Below are 21,814 nucleotides of genomic sequence, written 5' to 3'. Positions count from 1 at the left end.
GAGATGCCGACGCGCCGGACGCGGCTCGGCGGTTTGGAGAAAACGCAGGAGTGATGCATGGAAACCGGCCTCGTAGATAGCTTGCTCAGGGAGGAGCGCGTCTTCCGCCCCCTGCCCCAGGTGGTGCGCGAGGCCAACATGGGCCAGCCCGAACTGCGGGCCGCCCAGAAGCTCGCTGACGCCGACTATCGCCTCTTCTGGGAAGAGCAGGCCGCCGAACTGGACTGGTTCGAGAAGTGGGACCAGGTGCTCGACGAGTCCAACCCGCCCTTCTACAAATGGTTCCTGGGCGGCAAGTGCAACCTGGTCCACAACGCCCTGGACCGCCATATCCTCACCGCCAACAAGAACAAGCTGGCCATCATCTGGGAAGGCGAGTCCGGCGAGTGCCGCAAATATACCTATTATGAGTTGTTCCGCGAGGTCTGCCGTCTGGCCAATGCGCTGCGCGCCATGGGTGTGCAGAAGGGCGACCGCATCCTCATCTATCTGCCGCCGCTGCCCGAGACGGTCATCACCATGCTGGCCGCCGCCAAGATCGGCGCGGTCCAGACCCTGGTGTTCGCCGGATATTCCGCCCGTTCGCTTCGTGAGCGCATCGAGAGCTGCCAGCCGAAAATCATCGTGACCGCCGACGGCTTCTACCGAAACGGGCGGGTGATAAACCTGAAGTCCGTGGTGGACGAGGCCCTGTTCGGCCAGAACTGCGACTGCGTGGAGAGCGTCATCGTGGTGCACCGCGCGGGCGTCGAACTGGACATGGTGGAGCCGCGCGACCTGCGCTACGAGGACCTGCTGCGCCAGGAGCACACCCAGGCCCCCACCGAGGTCATGGACGCCGAGGACCCGCTGTTCCTGCTGTTCACCTCCGGGGCCACGGGCAAGCCCAAGGGCCTGATGCACACCCACGGCGGCTACATGGTGGGCGTGCACTCCACCTACCGCTGGGTCATGGACGTGAAACCCACGGACCTCTATTTCTGCACCGCAGACCCCGGCTGGATCACCGGCCACAGCTACGTGGTGTTCGGGCCGCTCATGGCCGGGACCACCGTGGTGCTCTACGAGGGCCACCCCCTCTATCCCCAGGCCGACCGCCTCTGGGCCATCGTGGCCCGCTACGGCGTGACCATCCTGTATACCACGCCCACGCTCATCCGCATGCTCATGCGCTACGGCTCGCAGTATCCCAAGAAGCACGACCTCTCGACGCTGCGGCTGTTGGGGAGTGTCGGAGAGCCCATCGGCCCCGAACCCTGGGTCTGGTTCCACAAGTACATCGGGCGCAGCGAATGCCCGCTCCTGGACACCTGGTGGCAGACCGAGACCGGCATGTTCATGGTGTCGCCGCTGCCCATCTCGCTTCTTAAGCCCGGCTCGGCGGGGCGGCCCCTGCCCGGCGTGGACGTGGACGTGGTGGACCGCCACGGCAACCCCGCAGGCCCGGACAAGGGCGGGTTCGTGGTGGTGAAGAAGCCCTGGCCCGCCATGGCGCGCACCCTGTTCGACGACGACGAGGGCTATCGCAAGGCCTACTGGGACAAGATTCCGGGAATGTACTTCGCGGGCGACGTGGCCAGAAAGGACGAGGACGGCTACTTCTGGTTCCAGGGCCGCGCGGACGACGTGCTGAACATCGGCGGGCACCGCATCGGACCGGCAGAGGTTGAGGCCGCGCTCATGGCGCACAAGGCCGTGATCGAGGCGGCGGTGATCGGCGTGCCGGACCCCATCAAAGGGGAGGCCGCCAAATGCTTCGTGGTGCGCGCCGAGGAGTGGGAGAAGGACTTCGACAGCGAGGACGAGTTGATAAAGAACCTGACCAGCCACGTGAAGCGCGAACTCGGGCCGTTCGTGGCGATAAAGGCCATCGCGTTCCGCGAGAAGCTGCCCCACACCAAGAGCGGCAAGATTTTGCGACGGCTCCTGAAGGCTGAAGAGACGGGCGCGGCTCCGGGGGATTTGTCGACGTTGGAGGAGGAGTAGGGGGCGGGCTTTTCATCTCCAAATGGTCGCCCGCCGCATGTGCCTAGAGGGGATTCCAAAGGGACTTGTCCCATTGTCCGCCGGGGCTTTCCCCATGTCGCTCTCCCTGCTCACCTCGATCACTCACCCATGCCCCTCCATACCAACCTCCTCGCCGGTTTCGGCGTCCAGTTTTCCCGCCATCGTCCGGACATCGCCATTCCCGGCAGCCCGGAACGGTGCCTGTTCCGGCGTGTGATCGAAGGTGCTGGCCGCCGCCTTTTCGTGCTGGTGCCGCTCTCTCCGATAAATCCACCCCGAGTCTTCCACGCACCCTCCAATTCAAAGCGCGCAGAGTAAAGAAAATGCTTGACACGGGTCGCCACGAGGTTGACCATGTGGTCAAATTGACCGATCGGTCAGTGCGGAGAGGAAGATGGAAAGTCGCAATGCCATTTTGTCAGCCGCCCGAGATATTGTAGCGGAGAAGGGCGTCAAAGCCTCCAGTGTTGCTGAGATAGCGGCCAAGGCTGGAGTGGCCAAGGGGTTGGTCTTTTACTATTTCAAGAACAAGCCCGCCATCATCAGCGAAGTGGCAGAGCGGCTAAGCCAGGAGTACCTCCTCGGCCTGTCTTCCTTGCAGAGTGAATCATCTGCCTTGCAGCGTCTCCATGGTGTTATGACACACCACTTCGATTTTATAGATAATTCCCCCCTGAACGCTCAATTCCTCTATCAAAGCATTACAGAGTCAAGCGCTGGCCGCACGCTTGAGTTCTATGGAATACTCTTCGACTTGATCAAGGATATATTGCAGCAGGGAGTGGAAAGCAGAGAATTCCGTGATATCGACTGTGAGGAGATTGCATACATGATTCTCGGCTCGCTGCATGGAGTTGGCAGGCTCAAGCTGTTTGAATTTAAGCGCGATTTCGATGCAGTGGTCCATCTTATGTCGTTCTACGACAAGGCTTTGCGGCAAATAGCGTAGTAGGATGTGTTTTCGTGTTCTTCATACATCGCCCTAACGGACGACGCAAACCCGGTAGACGACCTGACAACAGAGCCGCCTGCTGGCTGGATCGGGGCAGACCCGAGGAGGCCATATGGCAATCGGTGAACTCGGAGCAGTGATTGGTGGTGTCGTATTTTTGTGCGTGTTGGGTTATTTTGTGTACAAGTTCTCTCTTAAGCGTTAATTTTTTACAGTCTCCCCGCAGGGTCGGCAATGTCCTGCGGGGAGATTCAACATCCACCGGAAGCACCGAATGCCAGGACGCAGGACCCCCGGCCTGGGGTCGAAAGAGTAACGGTCACATCCTCCCCCTGGAGCCTCGCGCCGTTCACGCCCGTCATGCCCCTCCATACCAACCTCCTCGCCTCCTTCGGCGTCCACTTCTCCCGGCATCGTCCGGACATCGCCATTCCCGGCAGCCCGGAGCGTTGCCTGGTCCGGCGCGTGATCGAAGACGCTGACGGCCATCTCTTCGTTCTGGAGCAGCTTTCGCCGGGGCAGTCCCCGCGCCGCGAGGCCATCGCGCGTCTGCTCTCTGCTCTCTCGGGCTGCGGCCTGTCCGGTCTGGCTCCGTACCTGCGCGTTCCCGCAACGGGCGCGTTCGTCCTGCAGGACTGGGGCCGCAACTGGCAACTCTCCCCCTATATTCCCGGAATCAAACTGCCCCGGCCCGGCTATCTGCAGGACGCCTCTCTCGGCGACTCGCTGGGCGCGTGGCTGGGGGACTTCCGGCGCACCGCAGACTCGGTCACGCCCCAGTCGGGACGCTTGGCGGGCCTGCGCGAGTTGTCCCTGCCGGACTACATCGCGGACCTGCTGTCCCGCCTTTCCCACGTGCGCCCCGACGTCCACGCGCTCGCTACCAGCTCGTTCCCAGCCCTGGCCGGATTCCTGGAAGCCTGCCCGGAACTGCCCCGCGTGCTGTCCCATGGCGACGTCCACCCGCTGAACGTCATCTGGGGCGAAAACGGTCTGCGCGCGGTCATCGACTGGGAGTTCGCCGGGATGCTCCCCGCAGTCTACGATCTGGCCAACTGTCTGGGTTGCCTGGCCATCGAGGGCGACGGCGGCCTGGACACGCCTTTCGCCTGCGCGCTGCTCTCGCGCGTCCGGGACGAGGGCCTTATCCCTGGTGATCAGGCCCGCTGGCTGACCCCGGCAATCCTGGCCACCCGCTTCGGCTGGTTGTCCGAGTGGCTGCGCCGGGGCGATGAGGAGATGATCTCACTTGAACTTGATTTCATGGAGCATCTGGCCGTCCAGCCGGATGGCATCCTGATCCCAGGCGCTTGAGCGGCAGTTTTGCACGATGCCGCGAAGTCCCCCTGGCGGGCCATACGATCCGGCCAGAGAGGGCAGCGCCCTCTTTGGCCGCCGGAGGCCTCTCCCCCGAAAATTTGACTCCCTCCAGCACTTTTTCCCCATCTATCGCCCCCGCGATAGTCCGCTTTCCTCCTCCGGGCTAGACGTCCACCATCCCATGCCGCATCGTGCGGTTACTTCAGGAGGTGGCGCATGGCCAACGCGTCTGATGAAACGGTCAATTCATGCAAGGGCGGTCTCGGAACCTACATTTCCGAGAACCTGACCCTGTGCGGGCAGAGCCCCAAAACGACCTGGCTGGGCTATGCGCTGGCCTGGGCGGCATTTTTCCTTATCTATAAGGTACTGCCCGTTCCCGAAGGCCTCAAGCCCGAAGGCATGTCCGTACTGGCCATCCTGGTCTGGGCGTCCATCATGTGGGTGTCCGAGGCCATGCCCGTGGGCATCACCGGCATCTCCATCCCCACGCTGCTCATCCTCACCAAGGGCCTGCCCTGGAACGGCAACAACCCCCCCATGGGCCAAGTGTTCTCCGGCTTCACCACCCATGAGGTCTGGCTGTGCCTGTTCGCCTTCTTCGCTGGCGCCATCATCCAGCTCCTCAAGATGGACCGCCGCATCGCCCTGGCGATCCTGGACAAGATCAGGGCCAACAACGTGGGCCGCATCATCTGGGGCATGTTCGGCGTGAACATCGTCCTGGCCTTCCTGATTCCTGCGGCCAACGCCCGCGCGGCCACGTTGATGCCCGTCATCCAGGGCATCACCAACCTTCTGGGCGACACTCCCCAGGAGCGCGAGGCCAAGAAGGCCATCGTCATCCAGTCCATGGTCTACGGCTCCATGATCTGCGGCATCTTCATCCTCACCGGGCACATGCCCAACCTGATCATGACCGGGATCTTCGAGAAGAACGGTTTCCAGAATCTGGGCTATTTCAACTGGATGCTGCTCCAGCTGCCGTATCTGGGCATGTTCGGGCTGACCCAGTGGTGGATCCGCGTCCACTTCAAGACCGGGGGCGTGATCATCGCGGGCGGGCATGAGCAGATCCACCGCCAGCACAAGGAACTCGGCCCCATGAGCCGCTCCGAATGGGCCATGCTGGCCGCTTTCGGCCTGGTGGGCATCCTGTTCATGACCGGCAAGGGCAGCCCTCTGGTGCTGCACACCTACCAGCTCGGCGTGGTGGGCCTGGTTGGCATCATGATCTTGTTCATTCCGGGCCTGTTCCCCTTCAAGTGGAAGGCCGTGCAGGACCGCACCATCTGGGGCACCTTCCTGCTCCTGGGCGGAGCCATCACCATGACCGACGCCATGACCAAATCCGGCCTGGCCGGGTGGCTGGCGGAGATCATCCACCACATGGTCCTGGGCATGAACTGGTGGCAGACGCTCCTGGTGCTCATGTTCGGCACGCAGGTGCTGCGCATCGGCATGCTGTCCAACGTGGCCGCCGTGGCCATGCTCGCGCCCATCGTGTTCGCCATGGCCCCCAAGGTCGGCCTGCACCCCGTGTCCTTCACGCTGCTGGTGTGCAACGTGGACACCTTCGCCTACCTGCTGCCCACGCAGATCACGGCGGCGGTGATCGCCTACGGCACCGGCACGTTCTCCACGGCGGACTACGCCAAGGCCGGATGGGTGAGCATCCTCATCGCCATCGCCTACACTGTGTGTGTCATGGCCCCGTGGTACGCCTTCCTGGGCATGCCCGTGTGGAACCCCGGCGCAGTCTGGCCCTACTAAATTCGCGCATAATTACGCTCAATAATTCGATTTCATAGAGTAGAAACAGGAGGAATCCTCAATGCCCCGCATGGCAAACAATCCCCCCTCGCTGGACGCGGTCGAAACCGTACGCGTTGACTGCGACGTGCTCATCATCGGCGGCGGCAACGCCGGGTGCTTCTCGGCTGTCGAGGCCGCCAAGATCGACCCCACGCTCAAGGTGGTCATCATGGAGAAGGCCGAGATCATGCGCTCCGGCGCGTGTTCGGCCGGCATGGACGCCATCAACACCTACATCCCCGAAGGCAAGACTCCGGAAGACCTCGTGCGCTGGTGCCGCTCCCAGGTGGGCGGCGGTCCCATCCGCGAGGACCTGGCGCTCTCCAACGCCCAGGAGTTGAACGAGTCCGTTGACGACCTGGAGCGCTGGGGCCTGCCCATCCTGCGCGACGAGAATGGCAAGATCCGCTACCGTGGCGCGTGGGACATCTCCATCCACGGCGAGCAGTTGAAGCCCATCATGGCTGAAAAGGCCATCGAGGCCGGGGCCGTGGTCTACAACCGCGTGGTCTGCACCCAGCTGCTCATGGATGCCGGCCGCTGTGTGGGCGCGCTCGGTTTCGGCGTGCGCGACGGCAAGTTCTACGTGTTCAGCGCCAAGTCCGTCATCAACGCCACGGGCGGAGCCGCCGGACTCTACAAGTCCTACACCTCCGACGCCACGGACTGCCATCACCAGATCTGGATGTGCCCCTACTGCGTGGGCACCGGCTACGCCGTGGGCATCCGCCAGGGCGCGGAGATGACCTCCATGGAGCAGCGCTGGGTGGCCACCCGCACCAAGGACTACTGCGGCCCCGTGGACACCATCTCGGTCGGCTACAAGGCTCCCATCATAAACGCCAAGGGCGAGCGCATCATGCAGACCCGCTACGCCCATCTGGGCGCGGACAAGGCTCCGCGCTACATCCGCGCCAACGCTCCCATGGAGGAGTGGCTGGCCGGGCGCGGCCCCACTTACTGCGACACGCGCGGCATGGAGCCCAAGCTGGCCGAACAGATGATGACCGACTACCTGAACGAGCGCCCCAGCTTCGTGCTCTTCCTGGCCAGCCGTGGACAGGACCCCGTCAAGGAGCCCATCGAGATCTACGGCTCCGACCCCTACATCGTGGGCGGGCACACCCAGTCCGGCTTCTGGGTGGACATGGCGCGCATGACCACAATCCCCGGCCTGTTCGCGGCGGGCGAGACCGCTGGCGGCAACCCCAACAAGTTCGTGGGCGGCTGCGCGGCCGAGGGCAAGCTGGCCCTGCGCGGCGCGGTGGAATACATCAAGGGCCTTGTCCTGCCCGAACCCGACCCCGCACAGCTGGCCGCCGAAAAGGCCCGCATCTATGAGCCGCTCTTGCGCGGCATGGAGTTCGACGGCGTCACCGCCCTGGAGATGGAAGAGCGCCTCCAGCGCCTCATGGACGAATACGCGGGCGGCACCAGCCAGTTCTACCGCACCAACGAGGAACGCCTGGACTACGCGCTCAAGCACATCGACATGCTCAAGGACCAGGTGAAGTACCTGAAGGCCGGCAACCTGCACGACCTTATGAGCGTGCACGAGGTGATCGACCGCCTGGACGTGGCCGAAGTGCTCTGCCACCACCTGAAGTTCCGCAAGGAGACCCGCTGGCAGGGCTGGCAGACCCGCTCCGACTACCCCGAGGTGGACCCGGCCTTCGACTGCCACGTGGAGAGCCGCCGCAATCTGGAAACCGGCCAGATCGAGACCTTCACCCGCCCCTACGAGCAGATCGTGGAAGGCGACAGGTACAAGCCGTAAAGGCATACGCTGGGGCTTCGCCCCAGACCCGACCAGGGCTCTGCCCTGGACCCGCCAGGGGGATGATCCCCCTGGACCCTCAGTGGGGGGGAGGGGGCGAATGACAGAATCTCGACATGATCAACCGTAAAGGGTGAATCGAAGAGAGAGTATCGGAGCTTGTTGGAGGGCGTCGGGGGTGCCGCGCGCTGGCCGGATTCCGGCGGCGGGCGACGGATCGTCTTCAAATCGGTCCGAGCCCGCCGCCGGGAGCCGAGCCGGAGCGGGGCAGCCCTGACGCCCGGCCCAGCCGGGAGCCAGTCGCCCGGAGTAACAGATCAAATCAAGGAGGACACCATGCCGCCTATAGTCGATCCCAAGAAATGCAACGGCTGCGAAGGCCGCGAGGAATCATTCTGCGAGGAAGCCTGTCCCGGCGACCTGATGTACGTGGGCGCGGACGGCAAGTCTCACTGCCACGCCAGCCGCGACTGCTGGGACTGCATGTCCTGCGTGAAGATGTGCCCTCGTAACGCCATCGAAACCCGCGTGCCCTATCAGCTGGGCTATCACAAGGCGACGCTTAAGCCCCTCATGGGCAAGAACAGCATCACCTGGAAGTGCACGGACATCCACGGCAACACGGTCACCTACAAGTACCGCAACCGCCTGGACATCAAGGACTGATATGCCTGGGCCGGGGAGGGCGCGCGTCCTCCCTGGCCCAAACTCCAAAGGTGCGGGCCGCCGGATGGCCTGCTGCTCCCTACGCGGGAATCCCTCTTTTTTGCGGAATGGTCTGAAGGCGCAGCAAAGTCTTGACCTCGGGCGTGGGGCTACTATGCTTGTCCCATGGTTTTACAAGGAGCATCGGTGGACTGGCACCTCATCAAGGGGGGCTTTTTCGACGGCCTGGACCAGGAGTTCGAGGCTTTCCGGAGGCTTGCGACGCTCAGGCGCGTGAAGAAGAACGAGATCGTGTTCTTCGAGAACGACGTCTGCGCCCGCTCCTTCTACCTGGACGAAGGCTCGGTAAAGATTTTCCGGGTGTCGCTGCACGGCAAGGAGCCGACCTTCTTCATCCGCTCACCCGGCGAGATGTTCGGCCTGGCCGAGGTGGTGGGTGGCGAGCGCCGAAAGTGTTCGGCCCAGGCCCTGGCAGACTGCAAGCTGCTGGAGATCGGGCGTGATGAATTCCTTGCGCTGATGCTGGACCACCCCATGCTGTCGCGCCGCGTGATCGAGGTGCTCGGGCGGCGTATCCGGTACCTGAGCGGGCAGCTGGAAAACCTGATGACCTGCGGCGTTCCGACGAGGCTTCTGAAGCTCTTGCTGTGCCTCTCGCACGACGAGATAGCCCAGGCCAGGGGCGGCCCGGCGGAAGTTCCCGTGCGCCTGACCCAGGGGCAGATCGCCTCCATGACGGGGTCCTGCCAGCAGACCGTCAGCGAGACGCTCTCGTCGTTCGAGGCTCGGGGGCTTATCGCAGTGTCGCGCCAACGCATCACCCTGCTGGATCCGGGCGCGATCATGGAGGCGCTGTCCAGCGACGAATCGTGATAGGATTACGGTGAAAATTATAAAAAATTGTATTTTTTATTCGAATGACATATCAAGGTGTCATGAGAGAAAGTATCCGCACTTACATGGAATGTGAAGGTCAGCCGAACACACACGAGGAATGCCTGCTGGAGATCGCCCGCCTGCGCCGGGAGCTGGCCTGCTCGGAGGCCGCGTCCATGGCGCTTCGCCGGGTGATGGTCCAGACCGCCAGGGAGCGCGACGCCTTCCGGGCGGTGTTCGACGAGTGTCCCGTGCCCCAGGTCTGGATCGACCGCCAGGGGCGCCCCCTGCGCCTCAACAAGGCCGCCGGGGTCGCCATGGGAGGCGTCCAGGCTCTGCCGGACATGACCATCTTCAACGATCCACAGCTTATCATGCTGGGCGTCCCCAAATACTTCGAAGCCGCCCTGGCTGGTGAAACGGTGCGCATGCCGCGTTATGTCTTCAACGTCTCCAGAACGCACCAGGGCGCGCCCGACGAGAATCTGACCATGGAGACCCTGCTGTTTCCGGTGTTCGGACCGGACGGGAGCGTCGATTCCGTCGTGGTGCAGCACCACGACCTGACCGCGCTGGCCCGGGCCGAGGATCAGGCGGCCAGCCTCCGTGAGATTCTCAGGTCGCGGACCTGAACCGCACCAACGTCCGATTGGATGCCCTCGCTGCGAGGCGCCAGGGGCCTTCCCCGCATGATTTCCAGGCCGCTCATGCCGCCGCCGTTTTATTTCACGTCCCCGAACCGCTTGCGTATTTCCGCCAATCCCTTCCGGTAGGCCTGCGCGTCACCGTAGTCGAAAAAGTGACGATAGCGGCTGTGCACCGCCTTCAGGGGGCGCGCGTGGCGCACCGGACACCAGTACTGTTCCGTGCGTGCGGCCACTTCGGTGACGAAGGCGAGCAGCCCGTTGAAGTAGCTGCAGTAGGCGCAGTTGAACTTCTCGATCCAGTTGAGGTAGCGCAGCTTGTGCCGGTCCATGATCACATAGTCCCTGCGTTTCACGCGCGGGATGCCATACACCGGAAAGCATATCAGCTGATACAGGCATATGGCGGCGTCCATCAACGCGGCGGGGATCAGGGCCAGCAAGATCACCGGGATGGTCAATACGATCATCGGTCCTGAATCGTAGACGTAGTCCGACCATCTCTGGGCGAGCTTGCGGTGGTATTCGCGGGCCTCCTGGCTGAAGAACACCTTCCTGTCTCGGACGGTGTACAGAAACTCGTCTCCCGCCCTGGAAAGTTCTGCCTTGAGTTCCTTTTCCAGCTGCCCGATCCGCTCCAGAATGTCGTCAATTTTGGTCATGAGACTCCGCCGTGTTGATGTGTGCCTGCCTGGTCGCCTGGGACGAGCATAGCATCGGCGGGGAAAACCCGTGCCTGTTTTCTTGGGACTCTCCGCCGGGCGGCGACGAGGTAGGAATGATTCGCGCTGGCACGCGTTCTGCAATGTCTCAGGCAAGCTGAACGGCAGGTGAGCCGGTGCGGTGACCAACCAACACCATACGAACTGGTTGTACACATACAGGTTGCGTCCCAACATCCCGGACCACGGCCGGACTGGCCCAAAGCCCGACGAACGCGCCCGGACGGATCAACACCCACTACTAATACTATGTATACAAGAGGGTCCGCCGGAACCATCCGGCGGGCTTTTTCTTTTGCGCGCCTCGGATGCGACACGCGCAAAGGGCGTGAACGTGCCCGGGCAATTCATTCCAGGTCTGGGCACGGCGTTGCCCTGGTGGCGCGTATGCGCCGAAGAGGGGGAGGGGTCGGCGCAATCAGACTAGGCTCGCAAACGTCAAAAGCGCGACGCAAACTGCACGGGTCGGCATGATTACGGCGCTTCGAAAATGAAATTTTAGTTCATGCTCGCGTCTTTGCGCCGGATTCTCTTGCCAGGAAAGCCTATCCTGTCTATTTTGAAATATCCCACGCATTCGACAGTACAGGAGATTTCACATGTATAACGCATCGAACGCCCAGCAGACCATGACGCGCGCGCAGGGCCTGTCGGCCTTCATGCGCGGCGTGTACGGCTGGATGTCGGCCGGTCTGGCGCTTACCGCAGTTGTGGCCATGTTCACCGCCTCCAGTCAGGCCATGATGAACCTTATTTTCGGCAACATGCTGGTGCTTATCGTGCTGGTCGTGGCGCAGTTCGGCCTGGTGATCGGCCTTTCCGCTGCAATCAACCGCCTCTCCGCAGGTGCGGCCACGGGCATGTTCATGCTCTACAGCGCCCTGAACGGATTGACCCTCTCGGGCATCTTCGTGGCTTACGCGGGCGTGACCATCGCTTCGGCCTTCGCCGTGAGCGCCGGCATGTTCCTGGCCATGAGCGTCTACGGCCTCATCACCAAGCGCGACCTCACCTCCTGGGGGAGCTTCCTGTTCATGGGCCTCATCGGCATGATCCTGGCCTCGGTGGTCAACATCTTCGTGCAGAGCTCCATGCTGGCCAAGATCCTCAACTACGTTGGCGTGCTGGTCTTCGTGGGCCTGACCGCCTATGACACCCAGCGCCTGAAGGACATGGGCGAATACGCCCCCATGAACGACGCCACGGCCCTGCGCCGGGGCTCCATCCTGGGCGCGCTGACCCTGTACCTGGACTTCATCAACCTGTTCCTGATGATGCTGCGCATCTTCGGTGGCAACCGCGACTAGACAACACCCTCGCGCCGGGGGGCCCCAGGGGCAACCCAGGGGGCTCCCCGGCGATTCCGGCATGCAGGATCTTCTTCTCTGGCAACAGCGCCTTCGCCATGTGCTGGCCCCCCCGGCCGCTTTCGCGGCTCTCGTCATGCGTCTGCGCGAGGGCCTGTACTCCCGTAAATACCTGCCCTCCTGGGCTCCCCCCTCCCCGGTGGTGGGTGTGGGCGGCATCGACCCCCAGGCCAGGGGCAAGGTGATGGTCTCGGCCTGGCTCATGGGCTGGGCCAAGGCCAGGGGCCTTTCCCACACGCTGCTGACCTCTCCTGGCGAGGCCTCGCCCCAGGACCTGCCGCTCTCCGTGATGGCCGCCACCCACGCCTCCGAGTGCGGGGCCGAGGCCGCGCTCCTGGCCCGCTACCGGCCCGACGCGGTGATTCTGGCCGACGACAATCCCGTTCGCGCGGGCAAGTCGGCCTGGAAGGCCGTTTCCCCGGACCTCATCATCCTGCATGGGTTCTTTTCCACTCTGTCCGTGCGGCGCAAGGCCGACATCGTGCTTCTTTCCGCCCACGACCTGGACCGGGGATGGAACCGCCCCTTCCCGGCGGGTTCCTGGCGCGAGGGCGCGGGGGCGCTGAAGCGGGCAACGGGGTTTGTGCTGCACATCTGGCCGGACGAGGTGCCATTGCGCGCCAAGCTGGCCGAGCGCAGACTGGCCAGCCTGGAAAAGCCCGTGTTCACGGTGCACCCGCGAATCTGGCGGCTGCGCACCGCCGACGGGCGTACGGCCACGGATCTCGGCGGCGAGCCGTACCTGCTGGTGGCCGCCCAGTCCAACCAGGACGTGGCCGCCAAGGCCGCACAGGCGTTTCTGGGCCTGCCGCCCCGGCTGAGGGTGATCTTCCCCGATTCGCACCGCTTCACCAGCCACGACCAGGCGCAGATAGCCGCGGACTCCACCCGCATGCGCGCGCCGCACATCCTGGCGACTCCCGAGGCGGCGCTGCGGCTCGGGGATGTCCCGGGCAAGACGCTCTGGACCTACGACCCCGACGTGGTGCTCGGTCCCTGCCTGCTGTCCGGCCAGGCCTTCACCCCCTGGTGGGAAGGAGTCTGGGCAGGCATGGCGCCCCAATCCTAGCTCCTCACGTACGCGCTTCGTCTCCCGCTCCAAGCCAGTGCACCCGTGCCCGCAGCAGGCATGCGGGATTTCCGTGCCGTTTCGCACTCCGCAGGGCCGCGCGGGAGATGATGCGGGCAATCCGCAAGGACCGTAATCCCAGGCGCAGGTGACGCGGCCCAGCAAATGAGCGGTCAACAAGGCCTCATCCCGATGCCAGGGAGGGCCTGCTTCCGTAGGGCCGGGCGGCATGCCGTGGTATTTGTTCGGGAAATCGAGCTGTCCGATATTTTTTACCGGAACCATTGCCATTATTATGTGGCTTTGCTATTTGAATGACCATTCAGTCAGGGGAAAGAAATGGCGGAACAAACTGTCGAGACCATCATAGACGCGGCCACCGCCCTTTTCGCCCGGCGCGGAGCCGAGGGAATCACCGTGCTGGATATCGCCAAGCGGGCAAATGTTTCAGCCGGCACGGTGATCTATCACTTCAAGTCCAAGGACAACCTGCTGTTCATCGTCTCGCGCGAGATATTCGTGAAACTGCATCGGGACGCCCAGCAGGCGATGTCCCAGACGAACTCTCCGCTGGAGTCGGTCCACGCCTTCATCGACGCGTTCTTCTCCCTGGCGGAGCAGAACCGCGACAGCGTCGTTTTTCTGGCGAGATTCGACCCCTTCACCCGGCTTGATCTCGGGAGTTTCCCCAATGCGGATTTGCTTGTGCTGAAAAACCAGTACCTTGGCCTGTTGGAGAACAGCGTGCAGGCTGGCGTCGCCGACGGAAACTTCAACCCTGTGGACCCAGGCGTTTTTCGTATGTTGACATGGGCGACGTTACAGGGGATCTGTCATAAGTATTGCCAAGTCTCACCACTCCGGGACCTTTCCCAGGAGTTCAAACAGATGATCACATTCAGATTAACGGGTTCACTCGGTGGTGAGCAGTTCAGGCCTCCGTGTGCAGGAACACTCTAACCAAGGGCGTTGCGATGAAAAATTTGAAACTCGGCGTGAAGATCGGCCTTGGCTTTGGTATTCTCATCCTCATCGCGGGGCTGCTGGGCGGCATGGCCATGATCAACATGATGAGCGTGGGCAAGCAGGCCGAGCGCCTGGCCCAGGAGATCGCCCCTGAAGTGGCGATCGCCACCGAGGTCGAGCGCTCTGCGCTGCAGACCATGTTCGCCATGCGAGGCTTCGTGTACACGGGCGATGAATCGTTCTGGAGGCAGACCCAGAAGGAACTGGCCGACGTGGAAAAGGCCCTGCAGGATGCCAGGGAGCTGACCCAGAAGTATCCCGGCCTGGTCAAGCTGAAAGAGAATGCCGACAAGGCAACCGTGAAAGTGGCGGAGTACAAGAAGCTGGCGGATCAGTCCCATGCTCTGGAAGGGGCAATGGACGCCAACCGCAAGACCATGGACGAGACCGCCCAGCTCTTCATGAAGAACTGCAGCGATTATCTTGTGTCCCAGCAGAAGGTGCTGGCGGAGCTGTTGGCGCAGCCCAACGCCGAATCCGCCAAGGTCAAGGACCGCACCGACAAGATCGATGCAATCAACGACATCATCGAGGCGGCGAGCGCTGCACGTCTGGCCAACCTCAAGGGGCAGGCGCAGCGCGACATCAAGATCATCCAGGACGGCTTGAAGCACTTCGAGACCATCGTGGCCAAGGAGCAGGGCATACGGGCCAACACGCGCCTGGATGTGAACATCCGCCAGCTCAATGAAATCCGCAGGGCCGGGGACGCTTACAAAGAAGCCATGCTGGGCTTTGTCAAAAACAGCCAGGCCACGGATGAAGCAACCAAGGTCCGCAACGCGGTGGCAGATGAAGTGCTGAAATATGCCCAGGAAACGTCTACCTATGGCGTGAAGCTGACCGAACAGGTCACCGCAGAAGCTTCCCACAGCCTTTCATCCGCATCCACTATAATGGGCATCGGGCTTGCCGCGGCGCTCATCATCGGCGTGATCGTGGCCATCTTCATCACCAAGGGCATCACGGGCCCGGTTATCAAGGGCGTCACCTTCGCGCAGAAGATGAGCGAGGGCGACATGACCCTGGACCTGGACGTGGACCAGAAGGACGAGATCGGCGTGCTGGCCGAGGCCCTTCGCGAAATGACGCGCCGCCTGAACGAGGTTATGGGAGAGGTGGTGGAAGGGGCCAACAACGTGGCTTCCGGCTCTCAGCAGCTCTCTGCCACCTCGGAGTCGCTTTCCCAGGGCGCGAGCGAGCAGGCCGCCAGCGTGGAGGAAGTCTCGTCCTCCATGGAAGAGATGGCCTCCAACATCCAGCAGAACGCCGACAACTCCGTGCAGACCGAATCCATGGCCCTGAAGGCCGCCAAGGACGCCGAAGAGGGCGGGCGCGCCGTTTCCCAGACCGTGGGAGCCATGAAGCAGATCGCGGAGAAGATCTCCATCATCGAGGAGATCGCGCGCCAGACCAACCTGCTGGCCCTGAACGCGGCCATCGAGGCCGCCCGCGCGGGCGAGCACGGCAAGGGCTTCGCGGTGGTCGCCGCCGAGGTGCGAAAGCTGGCCGAGCGCTCCGGACATGCGGCGGCGGAAATCTCGTCCTTGTCCTCCGAGTCGGTGGCCGTGGCCGAGCAGGCGGGCAACATGCTCACCGCCATCGTGCCAGACATCAAGAAGACCGCCGAACTGGTGCAGGAGATAGCAGCCGCCTCGCGCGAGCAGAACGCCGGAGCCGACCAGATCAACAAGGCCATCCAGCAGCTCGACCAGGTCATCCAGCAGAACGCCTCCGCCTCGGAGGAGATGGCATCCACCTCGGAGGAGCTCTCCAGCCAGGCCGAGCAGCTGCTCTCCACCGTGAGCTTCTTCAGGCTCAAGGGCTCGCACGGCGGATCGCGGCGGTCGGCTCCCAAGGCACTGCCCCAGGGACCCTCCTTTGCGTCTGCTCATTCCAAGGCCAGGCCTGCTCCCAAGAAGGCCGTGAAGACCGGCAAGGGAATTGCCCTTGACATGGGTGCTGGGGATCATGAAGACGATTTCGAGAAATTCTAGCCCCGGGAGACGTCCGTGAGCGAAAGCACAAACCAATACCTGACCTTCACGCTGGGCGATGAGGTGTTCGCCCTGGACATCGCCTCGGTCCGCGAGGTTCTGGAATACACCACCATAACCAAGGTGCCGCGCACCCCGGAGGCCATCCGGGGGGTCATAAACCTGCGCGGACGCGCCGTGCCCGTGGTGGACGTGCGCCTGAAGTTCGGCATGCCCGAAACCCAGCGCACGGTGAACACCTGCATCATCATCGTGGAAGTGAGCCTGGGCGGCGAGGAAACCGTGCTCGGAGCCCTGGCCGACTCGGTCAAGGAAGTCATGGACATCGAGCCCAAGGACATCGAGCCCGCGCCCAGGATGGGGACCTCCATCCGCGCGGACTTCATCCAGGGGATCGGCAAGCAGGGCGACGACTTCATCATCCTGCTGGATATCGACCGCGTGTTCACCGAGGACGAGCTGAGCGTGGTCGAAGCGGTGGCGGAGGACTCCCAGAGCGCGGCCTGACACGGCAACCAGGGCGGGGGCCAGCGCGGCCCCCGCCCATTTTCGAAGCAGGCCCCCACCTGTTGCGGTTGGCGTGCGCAGGCCTGCAGGAGGCCACGTCATGGATGCGGCGTCCCGAGTGATTCAGGGCGCTCTTTTCTTTTTTCCGGGCTCGCCCTAAAGTCGGGCCTCGAGGCTGCCGATAGGGATGAAGACGAGAACCGGCCGGATTTCAGTTCGGGGTCGGCCTCCCAGGATGCACGGAGAGACGGACATGGAAGATTACAGCGCGCCCGCGCAGATCACCGACGGAATACGCGTGAACCAGATGATCCTGGAATATATGCTGGCTAATGGCGCGAAGCGCCTGGCAGAAATTGACGCGTTCACCCATGCTCCCAACAGGACGGACGTGCTCATCATGGAAGTCTTCAAAGGGCTCATCGCCGCCCGCAGGGTGTAGTCCTCAAGCGTCCGGGCGGATTGTTCCCCGAAACGCCAAAAGCAAATAAAGCGCCCGCCGATTCTTCGGCGGGCGCTCTTCTTTGCTGCTGCGCGAACAGTGCGTACGGCGCGTCTGCGCTATCCGGCATCCTTGCGCGCGAGGGAGTAGGCTGCGAACGCCTTGTGGACGGGCGCTCCGGCGGATGGCGCCCCCATGGCCCCGGTGGGGGCCTGCTGCGATCCGGCCCGGCTGGCCTGGGCCACGGTGGGCGGGGGGGGCGCAAACTGCGGGGTGTTGATCTGCGCGAAGGCGTCTCGGATTCCGCTGAGAATGTTCACCACCTCGTCCACGAGGTCCTGGTTCATGTGCATGTTGGCCATGAGGAGCTTGGTTGAGCACAGCAGATAGAGCTTGCGCAGGTTCTCCGCGATCTCTCCGCCTTTCTGGGCGTTCAGGCTGCTTTGCAGCTCGCCTAGCACGTCCAGGGCCTTGGATATGAGGATTCCCTTCTGCGCGTAGTCCTTGGCGGCCATGCGTTCCTTGGCCTGTTTCAGGAACTTGAGCGCGCCGTCGAAGAGGAGAATGAGCAGATCCCCCTGGGTCGTTGTCGTAACCTGGGTCTGAAGGTATGCGTGTGCCGCTTTCTGCATGACGACTTACTCCTGCCTAACTGCTGCTGGTGAGCTGGGCTATCTGCGAACCAAGCTGTGACTGGATCTGGCTGTATTTGCCGAGCACCGTGTCCAGCTTGGAGAAACGAGCCCGCAAATGGGTCTCCATGGTGGAGATCCGTTTGGTCTCGTAATCTATCTTTTTCTGAATGTTGTCGGAGATGGTGACGTAGTTCTTCTGGAGGATGTTCAGGGGACCCGAATCCGCGTTGGTCAGGTCGGTCAGTTCGCTCACCAGTTCGGGGCTCTTGCCAAGGCGCAGGTTCACCGCGCTGGTATACGTGCCGTTGGTGAGGTTGTTGACGCGTATCACCATACCGGCCTCGTCGTAACCGGCCGCGCCAGTGATGGTGGACGAGTTGGAATAGAAGATGGCCGGGTGCCCGCCGATGGTGGCCCCGGTGATTTTGCCGCCAGCCACCGTGTAGGACACGGAGTAGGTTCCAGGCTTGGTGATGCCGCTGATGTAGGACGTGAAGCTGGTGTTGGCGCTGGTGGTGTCGCCCATGTAGTTGGCGGCGAAAATTTTGCCTACGGCGTAGGCGTTGGAGGCCAGGACGTTTCGCAGCGTGGTCTCGTCCAGCAGGATGAGCCCCTGGGTGGGCGAGCCTTCCATTGCGTCCGTGCTAAGACCCACCGGCGAGAGCGACACGTAGGTGTCTCGGTCTCGGTCGAACCCGATGCCGGGCGCGGCCGTGATGTTCTTCATGATGGAGTCGAGCATCTGCAGGCCGTAGTTGCCGGTCAGGATGGACGCTTCCTTGGTGGTGCTGTCGTACTTGGTGAGGTCGCGGATTTTCTGGCGCACCTCGTTGACCTGGCTGATGAAGGTCTTCACGTTGGCCACCACGGCGTCCGCGTCAGTGGCGATGCTTATGGTGCCGGCTCCGGAAGACTTGATGGTCATGGTCAGGCCGGGGATCACGTCGGACACTGTGTTGGTGGCGCGTGAAATGTAGGCGTTGGAGAGCGGCCAGCCGTCGATTTTCAGCTTGGCGTCCTGGTTGGCCTGGGTGGTGCGGAAATTGCCGTTCAGGAAGCCCGGCAAGGTGGTCGTGGGGCTCACCACGAGGCTCGCGTTGGACCCTGTGTCCAGCCCGCGCAACTGCAGATAGTAATTGCTGCCGTCGAAGATGGTGGACGCGCGCACGCCGTTGTTGGTGCCGTTGGTGTTGATGATGTTCACCAGGTCGTTCAGGTTTGCCGTGGCCGGGATGGCGTTGGAAACCGTGACGCCCTTGTAGGTGTAGGTAAACTTGGCGTCGGTGGCCAGGCTGTTGATGTCCTGGGTGAGGGTCGCATAGCCGGAGCTGGTGACCATCATCTTGTTCTTGGCCAGCTGCAGCACGGAGAAGGTGTGGGTGCCGACCTCGGCGTCGCCGCCTGCCGTGGCCGTGAGCGTGGAGGTGTTGTTGGAGGCGGCGGTCTTCTTCAGGAACTCGCCGATGGTGTCCATGCCCTGGAGCGTGGTGCGCAGGGAGAGCATCTTGGAGTTCAGGTCCTTGAAGGCCGTGTTTTTGTCCAGCCAGGACTGCTTCCACTTCTGATACGTTGTGACCCGGCTTTGTTCGACCTGAACGAGCTTGGTGATGAGCGTGTCGAAGTCCGTGCCGCTTCCCAAACCCGAGAAGTGGACCTGTCCTGCTATGCTGCCTGCTGTAACATCTCCGATCGCCATGGCCTTTCCCCTAGGAATATTTTGCCGGGGCATCCCGCCGTGACCGGAAGAAAGCAATCATCGCGCCGTAACCGAAAACGACCGGACCGCGTGTGCGGCCCGGTCGGTTTTCGGTGCTGTTTGCCGCTGGCTCGGTTATTAGCCGAGGAGCTGCATGGCCATCCTGGGCAGGCTGTTGGCCTGCGAGAGCATGGCGACTGCGGACTGGGTCAGGATCTGCGAGCGCACGAAGGAGGTCATCTCTTCGGCCACGTCCACGTCGGAGATCTGCGACTCGGCGGCCTGGAGGTTCTCGGCCTGGATCTGCAGGTTCTGCACGGTGTTGGACAGCCTGTTCTGCAGGGCGCCCAGGTTTGCGCGGATCTTGTCCTTGGACACGATGGCGTTGTTGATCGCCTCCAGCGACTGCTGAGCCAGCTGCTGGGTGGAGATGGACCGGCCGGAGGTGGTGGTGGCCCCGATACCGACACCCAGAGCCGAAGCGGTCGAGGTGTTGATCTGGACGTAGTAGTAGTCCTCGGCGGACAGGTTGCCGGTACCGAAGTGCACCTTCATCTTGCCGGTGGAGTTCAGCCCCGCGCCGCTGTGGTTGGCGCCGGACAGGTTGCCGTTCAGCAGGTAGATGCCGTTGAAGTCTGTGGCGGACGCGATTCGGGTGATTTCCGAGGCCATGGCCTGATACTCGGAGTCGATGATCAGACGCTGGTCAGAGGTGTAGGTACCCGTTGACGCCTGCGTGGCCAGTTCCTTCATGCGGATGAGCTTTTCGTCGATAACGCCCAGCGCTCCGTCCGCAGTCTGGATCATGGAGATGGCATCGTTGGCGTTGCGCACGCCCTGGTTGAGTGAGGAGATGTCCGCACGCATGAGTTCGCGGACAGCCAGGCCGGCGGCGTCGTCAGCTGCGGTGCCGACGCGAAGGCCGGAAGACAGACGACGGGTGGACACGCCAAGGCTGGAATACGATTCGCTCAGGTTGCGAGCCGCGTTCTGGGCCATCAAGTTGTGGTTGATTACGAGAGACATGGTTCTTCCTCCGTGAATATGATTGGCATCCTTGCCTGGCACTCGCGCCGGGATCCCTTCCCATCCGGCTGGGTCCCTGACCCGGCCGTGGCGCGTTGCCTGTGCCCCTCTTATCGCCCGCCCCTGTATTTCCTTTAGGGGTGTTTCCGGATTTCTTCGTGCGGCCCTCGGGGAGCCGCACGCAAAAAGGCCGGGCCGCTTTCGCGACCCGGCCACACGGAGGATCCGCGCGCGAGGGAGTCTCTCTTTCCCCCGCGCGGGAGGTTTTCGAAGCTCTTACCCGAGGAGCTGCATGGCCATCCTGGGCAGGCTGTTGGCCTGCGAGAGCATGGCCACGGCGGACTGGGTCAGAATTTGCGAGCGCACGAAGGAGGTCATCTCTTCGGCCACGTCCACGTCGGAGATCTGCGACTCGGCGGCCTGGAGGTTCTCGGCCTGGATCTGCAGGTTCGACACGGTGTTCTGCAGGCGGTTCTGCAACGCGCCCAGGTTCGCGCGGATCTTGTCCTTGGACACGATGGCCTTGTTCAGGGATTCCAGGGCCTGCTGCGCCAGCTGCTGGGTGGAGATGGAACGGCCGTTCGAGCCGGCCACCGCGCCCAGGCCGACGCCCAGGGCCGAGGCCGTGGCGCTGTTGATCTGGACGTAGTAGTAGTCCTCGGCGGAGAGGTTGCCCGCGCCGAAGTGCACCTTCATCCTGCCGGTGGAGGTCAGGCCCGCGCCGTTGTGGCTCGCCCCGGACAGGTTCCCGTTCAGCAGGTAGATGCCGTTGAAGTCCGTGGCCTTGGCGATTCGGGTGATCTCCGAGGCCATGGCCTGGTACTCGGAGTCGATGATCAGGCGCTGGTCCGAGGTGTAGGTGCCCGTTGACGCCTGGGTGGCCAGTTCCTTCATGCGGATGAGCTTTTCGTCGATGACGCCCAGGGCTCCGTCTGCGGTCTGGATCATGGAGATGGCGTCGTTGGCGTTGCGCACTCCCTGGTTGAGGGAGGCGATGTCCGCGCGCATGAGTTCGCGGACGGCCAGGCCTGCGGCGTCGTCGCCGGCGGTGCCGACGCGAAGGCCCGAGGACAGACGCCGGGTGGACACGGCCAGGTTGGTGTACGAGTCGGACAGGTTCCGAGCCGCGTTCTGGGCCATCAAGTTGTGGTTGATAACCAGTGACATTGCGATTCCTCCTTGAATAACGGTGGCATCCTTGCCGGCGCTGTCTCTCCCCTCCCCCCGGACGGGCGACTTGCGCTACTACAGCCTTTCTGGAGTGCTTATC

19 protein-coding genes are annotated in these 21,814 nt (G+C 62.9%); 14 read left to right on the top strand and 5 right to left on the bottom strand.

Annotated features, from left to right (window positions below):
• The first annotated feature begins 57 nt into the window (after positions 1 to 57).
• The 8 genes from acs to G453_RS0110585 all read left to right on the top strand — a co-directional run bounded on the left by acs (position 58) and on the right by G453_RS0110585 (position 10,045).
• On the top strand, positions 58 to 1,986 hold the full coding sequence (gene acs / locus G453_RS0110625; RefSeq protein ID WP_027191055.1) for an acetate--CoA ligase: 1,929 nt from the start codon (positions 58 to 60) through the stop codon (positions 1,984 to 1,986).
• A 415-nt stretch (positions 1,987 to 2,401) separates the two neighbouring features.
• Positions 2,402 to 2,956 (top strand): TetR/AcrR family transcriptional regulator, encoded by a 555-nt coding sequence (locus tag G453_RS0110615; RefSeq protein WP_027191053.1) that lies wholly within the window; start codon positions 2,402 to 2,404, stop codon positions 2,954 to 2,956.
• A 363-nt stretch (positions 2,957 to 3,319) separates the two neighbouring features.
• Positions 3,320 to 4,273, top strand: coding sequence for a phosphotransferase (locus G453_RS0110610; protein WP_027191052.1), 954 nt, complete (start codon positions 3,320 to 3,322; stop codon positions 4,271 to 4,273).
• Between the two features lie 222 nt (positions 4,274 to 4,495).
• Positions 4,496 to 6,052 carry an SLC13 family permease gene (locus tag G453_RS0110605; RefSeq protein WP_027191051.1) on the top strand — a complete coding sequence of 519 codons (1,557 nt, stop codon included), beginning with the start codon at positions 4,496 to 4,498 and terminating at the stop codon, positions 6,050 to 6,052.
• 61 nt (positions 6,053 to 6,113) lie between these two features.
• Positions 6,114 to 7,871 (top strand): adenylyl-sulfate reductase subunit alpha, encoded by a 1,758-nt coding sequence (locus G453_RS0110600; protein WP_027191050.1) that lies wholly within the window; start codon positions 6,114 to 6,116, stop codon positions 7,869 to 7,871.
• A gap of 336 nt (positions 7,872 to 8,207) precedes the next feature.
• Positions 8,208 to 8,537, top strand: a complete 330-nt coding sequence (locus G453_RS0110595; RefSeq protein WP_027191049.1) for a 4Fe-4S binding protein — start codon at positions 8,208 to 8,210, stop codon at positions 8,535 to 8,537.
• Positions 8,538 to 8,723: 186 nt separating this feature from the next.
• A complete protein-coding gene (locus tag G453_RS0110590) occupies positions 8,724 to 9,410 on the top strand; it encodes a Crp/Fnr family transcriptional regulator (RefSeq protein ID WP_027191048.1) in 687 nt (228 codons plus the stop codon).
• Positions 9,411 to 9,496: 86 nt separating this feature from the next.
• On the top strand, positions 9,497 to 10,045 hold the full coding sequence (locus G453_RS0110585) for a nitrogen regulation protein NR(II) (protein WP_027191047.1): 549 nt from the start codon (positions 9,497 to 9,499) through the stop codon (positions 10,043 to 10,045).
• A gap of 89 nt (positions 10,046 to 10,134) precedes the next feature.
• Here the strand turns inward: G453_RS0110585 and G453_RS0110580 are convergent, their stop codons facing one another.
• Positions 10,135 to 10,719, bottom strand: a complete 585-nt coding sequence (locus G453_RS0110580; protein WP_027191046.1) for a hypothetical protein — start codon at positions 10,717 to 10,719, stop codon at positions 10,135 to 10,137.
• A 659-nt stretch (positions 10,720 to 11,378) separates the two neighbouring features.
• Here G453_RS0110580 and G453_RS0110575 point away from each other — a divergent pair.
• The 6 genes from G453_RS0110575 (at position 11,379) to G453_RS0110550 (ending at position 17,187) form a co-directional block, all read left to right on the top strand.
• The gene (locus tag G453_RS0110575) at positions 11,379 to 12,086 is read left to right on the top strand and encodes a Bax inhibitor-1/YccA family protein (protein ID WP_027191045.1); all 708 of its coding nucleotides are present in this window, start codon (positions 11,379 to 11,381) and stop codon (positions 12,084 to 12,086) included.
• A gap of 61 nt (positions 12,087 to 12,147) precedes the next feature.
• Entirely contained in the window at positions 12,148 to 13,215 is a 1,068-nt protein-coding gene (locus G453_RS26265) for a tetraacyldisaccharide 4'-kinase (RefSeq protein ID WP_051272307.1), read from the top strand.
• A 339-nt stretch (positions 13,216 to 13,554) separates the two neighbouring features.
• Entirely contained in the window at positions 13,555 to 14,175 is a 621-nt protein-coding gene (locus G453_RS23450) for a TetR/AcrR family transcriptional regulator (RefSeq protein WP_051272305.1), read from the top strand.
• A 14-nt stretch (positions 14,176 to 14,189) separates the two neighbouring features.
• A complete protein-coding gene (locus tag G453_RS0110560) occupies positions 14,190 to 16,238 on the top strand; it encodes a HAMP domain-containing methyl-accepting chemotaxis protein (RefSeq protein ID WP_027191044.1) in 2,049 nt (682 codons plus the stop codon).
• Between the two features lie 15 nt (positions 16,239 to 16,253).
• Positions 16,254 to 16,745: a chemotaxis protein CheW gene (locus G453_RS0110555; RefSeq protein ID WP_027191043.1), complete on the top strand. Its 492-nt coding sequence runs from the start codon at positions 16,254 to 16,256 to the stop codon at positions 16,743 to 16,745.
• Positions 16,746 to 16,998: 253 nt separating this feature from the next.
• Positions 16,999 to 17,187: a hypothetical protein gene (locus G453_RS0110550; protein ID WP_027191042.1), complete on the top strand. Its 189-nt coding sequence runs from the start codon at positions 16,999 to 17,001 to the stop codon at positions 17,185 to 17,187.
• Between the two features lie 119 nt (positions 17,188 to 17,306).
• On the opposite strand, the gene fliS is transcribed toward G453_RS0110550, so the two are convergent.
• The 4 genes from fliS to G453_RS0110530 all read right to left on the bottom strand — a co-directional run bounded on the left by fliS (position 17,307) and on the right by G453_RS0110530 (position 21,711).
• Positions 17,307 to 17,819 carry a flagellar export chaperone FliS gene (gene fliS, locus G453_RS23445; RefSeq protein WP_084502237.1) on the bottom strand — a complete coding sequence of 171 codons (513 nt, stop codon included), beginning with the start codon at positions 17,817 to 17,819 and terminating at the stop codon, positions 17,307 to 17,309.
• 16 nt (positions 17,820 to 17,835) lie between these two features.
• Positions 17,836 to 19,518 carry a flagellar filament capping protein FliD gene (gene fliD, locus G453_RS0110540; protein WP_027191041.1) on the bottom strand — a complete coding sequence of 561 codons (1,683 nt, stop codon included), beginning with the start codon at positions 19,516 to 19,518 and terminating at the stop codon, positions 17,836 to 17,838.
• A 138-nt stretch (positions 19,519 to 19,656) separates the two neighbouring features.
• Positions 19,657 to 20,544, bottom strand: a complete 888-nt coding sequence (locus tag G453_RS0110535) for a flagellin N-terminal helical domain-containing protein (protein ID WP_027191040.1) — start codon at positions 20,542 to 20,544, stop codon at positions 19,657 to 19,659.
• A gap of 276 nt (positions 20,545 to 20,820) precedes the next feature.
• Positions 20,821 to 21,711: a flagellin N-terminal helical domain-containing protein gene (locus G453_RS0110530; protein WP_027191039.1), complete on the bottom strand. Its 891-nt coding sequence runs from the start codon at positions 21,709 to 21,711 to the stop codon at positions 20,821 to 20,823.
• Positions 21,712 to 21,814: the final 103 nt, after the last annotated feature.

It is taken from the genome of Fundidesulfovibrio putealis DSM 16056 (genome assembly GCF_000429325.1).
GTDB lineage: Bacteria > Desulfobacterota > Desulfovibrionia > Desulfovibrionales > Desulfovibrionaceae > Fundidesulfovibrio > Fundidesulfovibrio putealis.
The sequence above is the reverse complement of the archived record's forward strand: the minus strand, read 5'-3'. Positions and strand labels throughout refer to the sequence as shown.

Coding starts and splice junctions, on each gene's coding strand:
- acs (WP_027191055.1), top strand. CDS start 58: ATGGAAACCGGCCTCGTAGATAGCTTGCTCAGGGAGGAGCGCGTCTTC.
- G453_RS0110615 (WP_027191053.1), top strand. CDS start 2,402: ATGGAAAGTCGCAATGCCATTTTGTCAGCCGCCCGAGATATTGTAGCG.
- G453_RS0110610 (WP_027191052.1), top strand. CDS start 3,320: ATGCCCCTCCATACCAACCTCCTCGCCTCCTTCGGCGTCCACTTCTCC.
- G453_RS0110605 (WP_027191051.1), top strand. CDS start 4,496: ATGGCCAACGCGTCTGATGAAACGGTCAATTCATGCAAGGGCGGTCTC.
- G453_RS0110600 (WP_027191050.1), top strand. CDS start 6,114: ATGCCCCGCATGGCAAACAATCCCCCCTCGCTGGACGCGGTCGAAACC.
- G453_RS0110595 (WP_027191049.1), top strand. CDS start 8,208: ATGCCGCCTATAGTCGATCCCAAGAAATGCAACGGCTGCGAAGGCCGC.
- G453_RS0110585 (WP_027191047.1), top strand. CDS start 9,497: ATGGAATGTGAAGGTCAGCCGAACACACACGAGGAATGCCTGCTGGAG.
- G453_RS0110580 (WP_027191046.1), bottom strand. CDS start 10,719: ATGACCAAAATTGACGACATTCTGGAGCGGATCGGGCAGCTGGAAAAG.
- G453_RS0110575 (WP_027191045.1), top strand. CDS start 11,379: ATGTATAACGCATCGAACGCCCAGCAGACCATGACGCGCGCGCAGGGC.
- G453_RS26265 (WP_051272307.1), top strand. CDS start 12,148: ATGCAGGATCTTCTTCTCTGGCAACAGCGCCTTCGCCATGTGCTGGCC.
- G453_RS23450 (WP_051272305.1), top strand. CDS start 13,555: ATGGCGGAACAAACTGTCGAGACCATCATAGACGCGGCCACCGCCCTT.
- G453_RS0110560 (WP_027191044.1), top strand. CDS start 14,190: ATGAAAAATTTGAAACTCGGCGTGAAGATCGGCCTTGGCTTTGGTATT.
- G453_RS0110550 (WP_027191042.1), top strand. CDS start 16,999: ATGGAAGATTACAGCGCGCCCGCGCAGATCACCGACGGAATACGCGTG.
- fliS (WP_084502237.1), bottom strand. CDS start 17,819: ATGCAGAAAGCGGCACACGCATACCTTCAGACCCAGGTTACGACAACG.
- fliD (WP_027191041.1), bottom strand. CDS start 19,518: ATGGCGATCGGAGATGTTACAGCAGGCAGCATAGCAGGACAGGTCCAC.
- G453_RS0110535 (WP_027191040.1), bottom strand. CDS start 20,544: ATGTCTCTCGTAATCAACCACAACTTGATGGCCCAGAACGCGGCTCGC.
- G453_RS0110530 (WP_027191039.1), bottom strand. CDS start 21,711: ATGTCACTGGTTATCAACCACAACTTGATGGCCCAGAACGCGGCTCGG.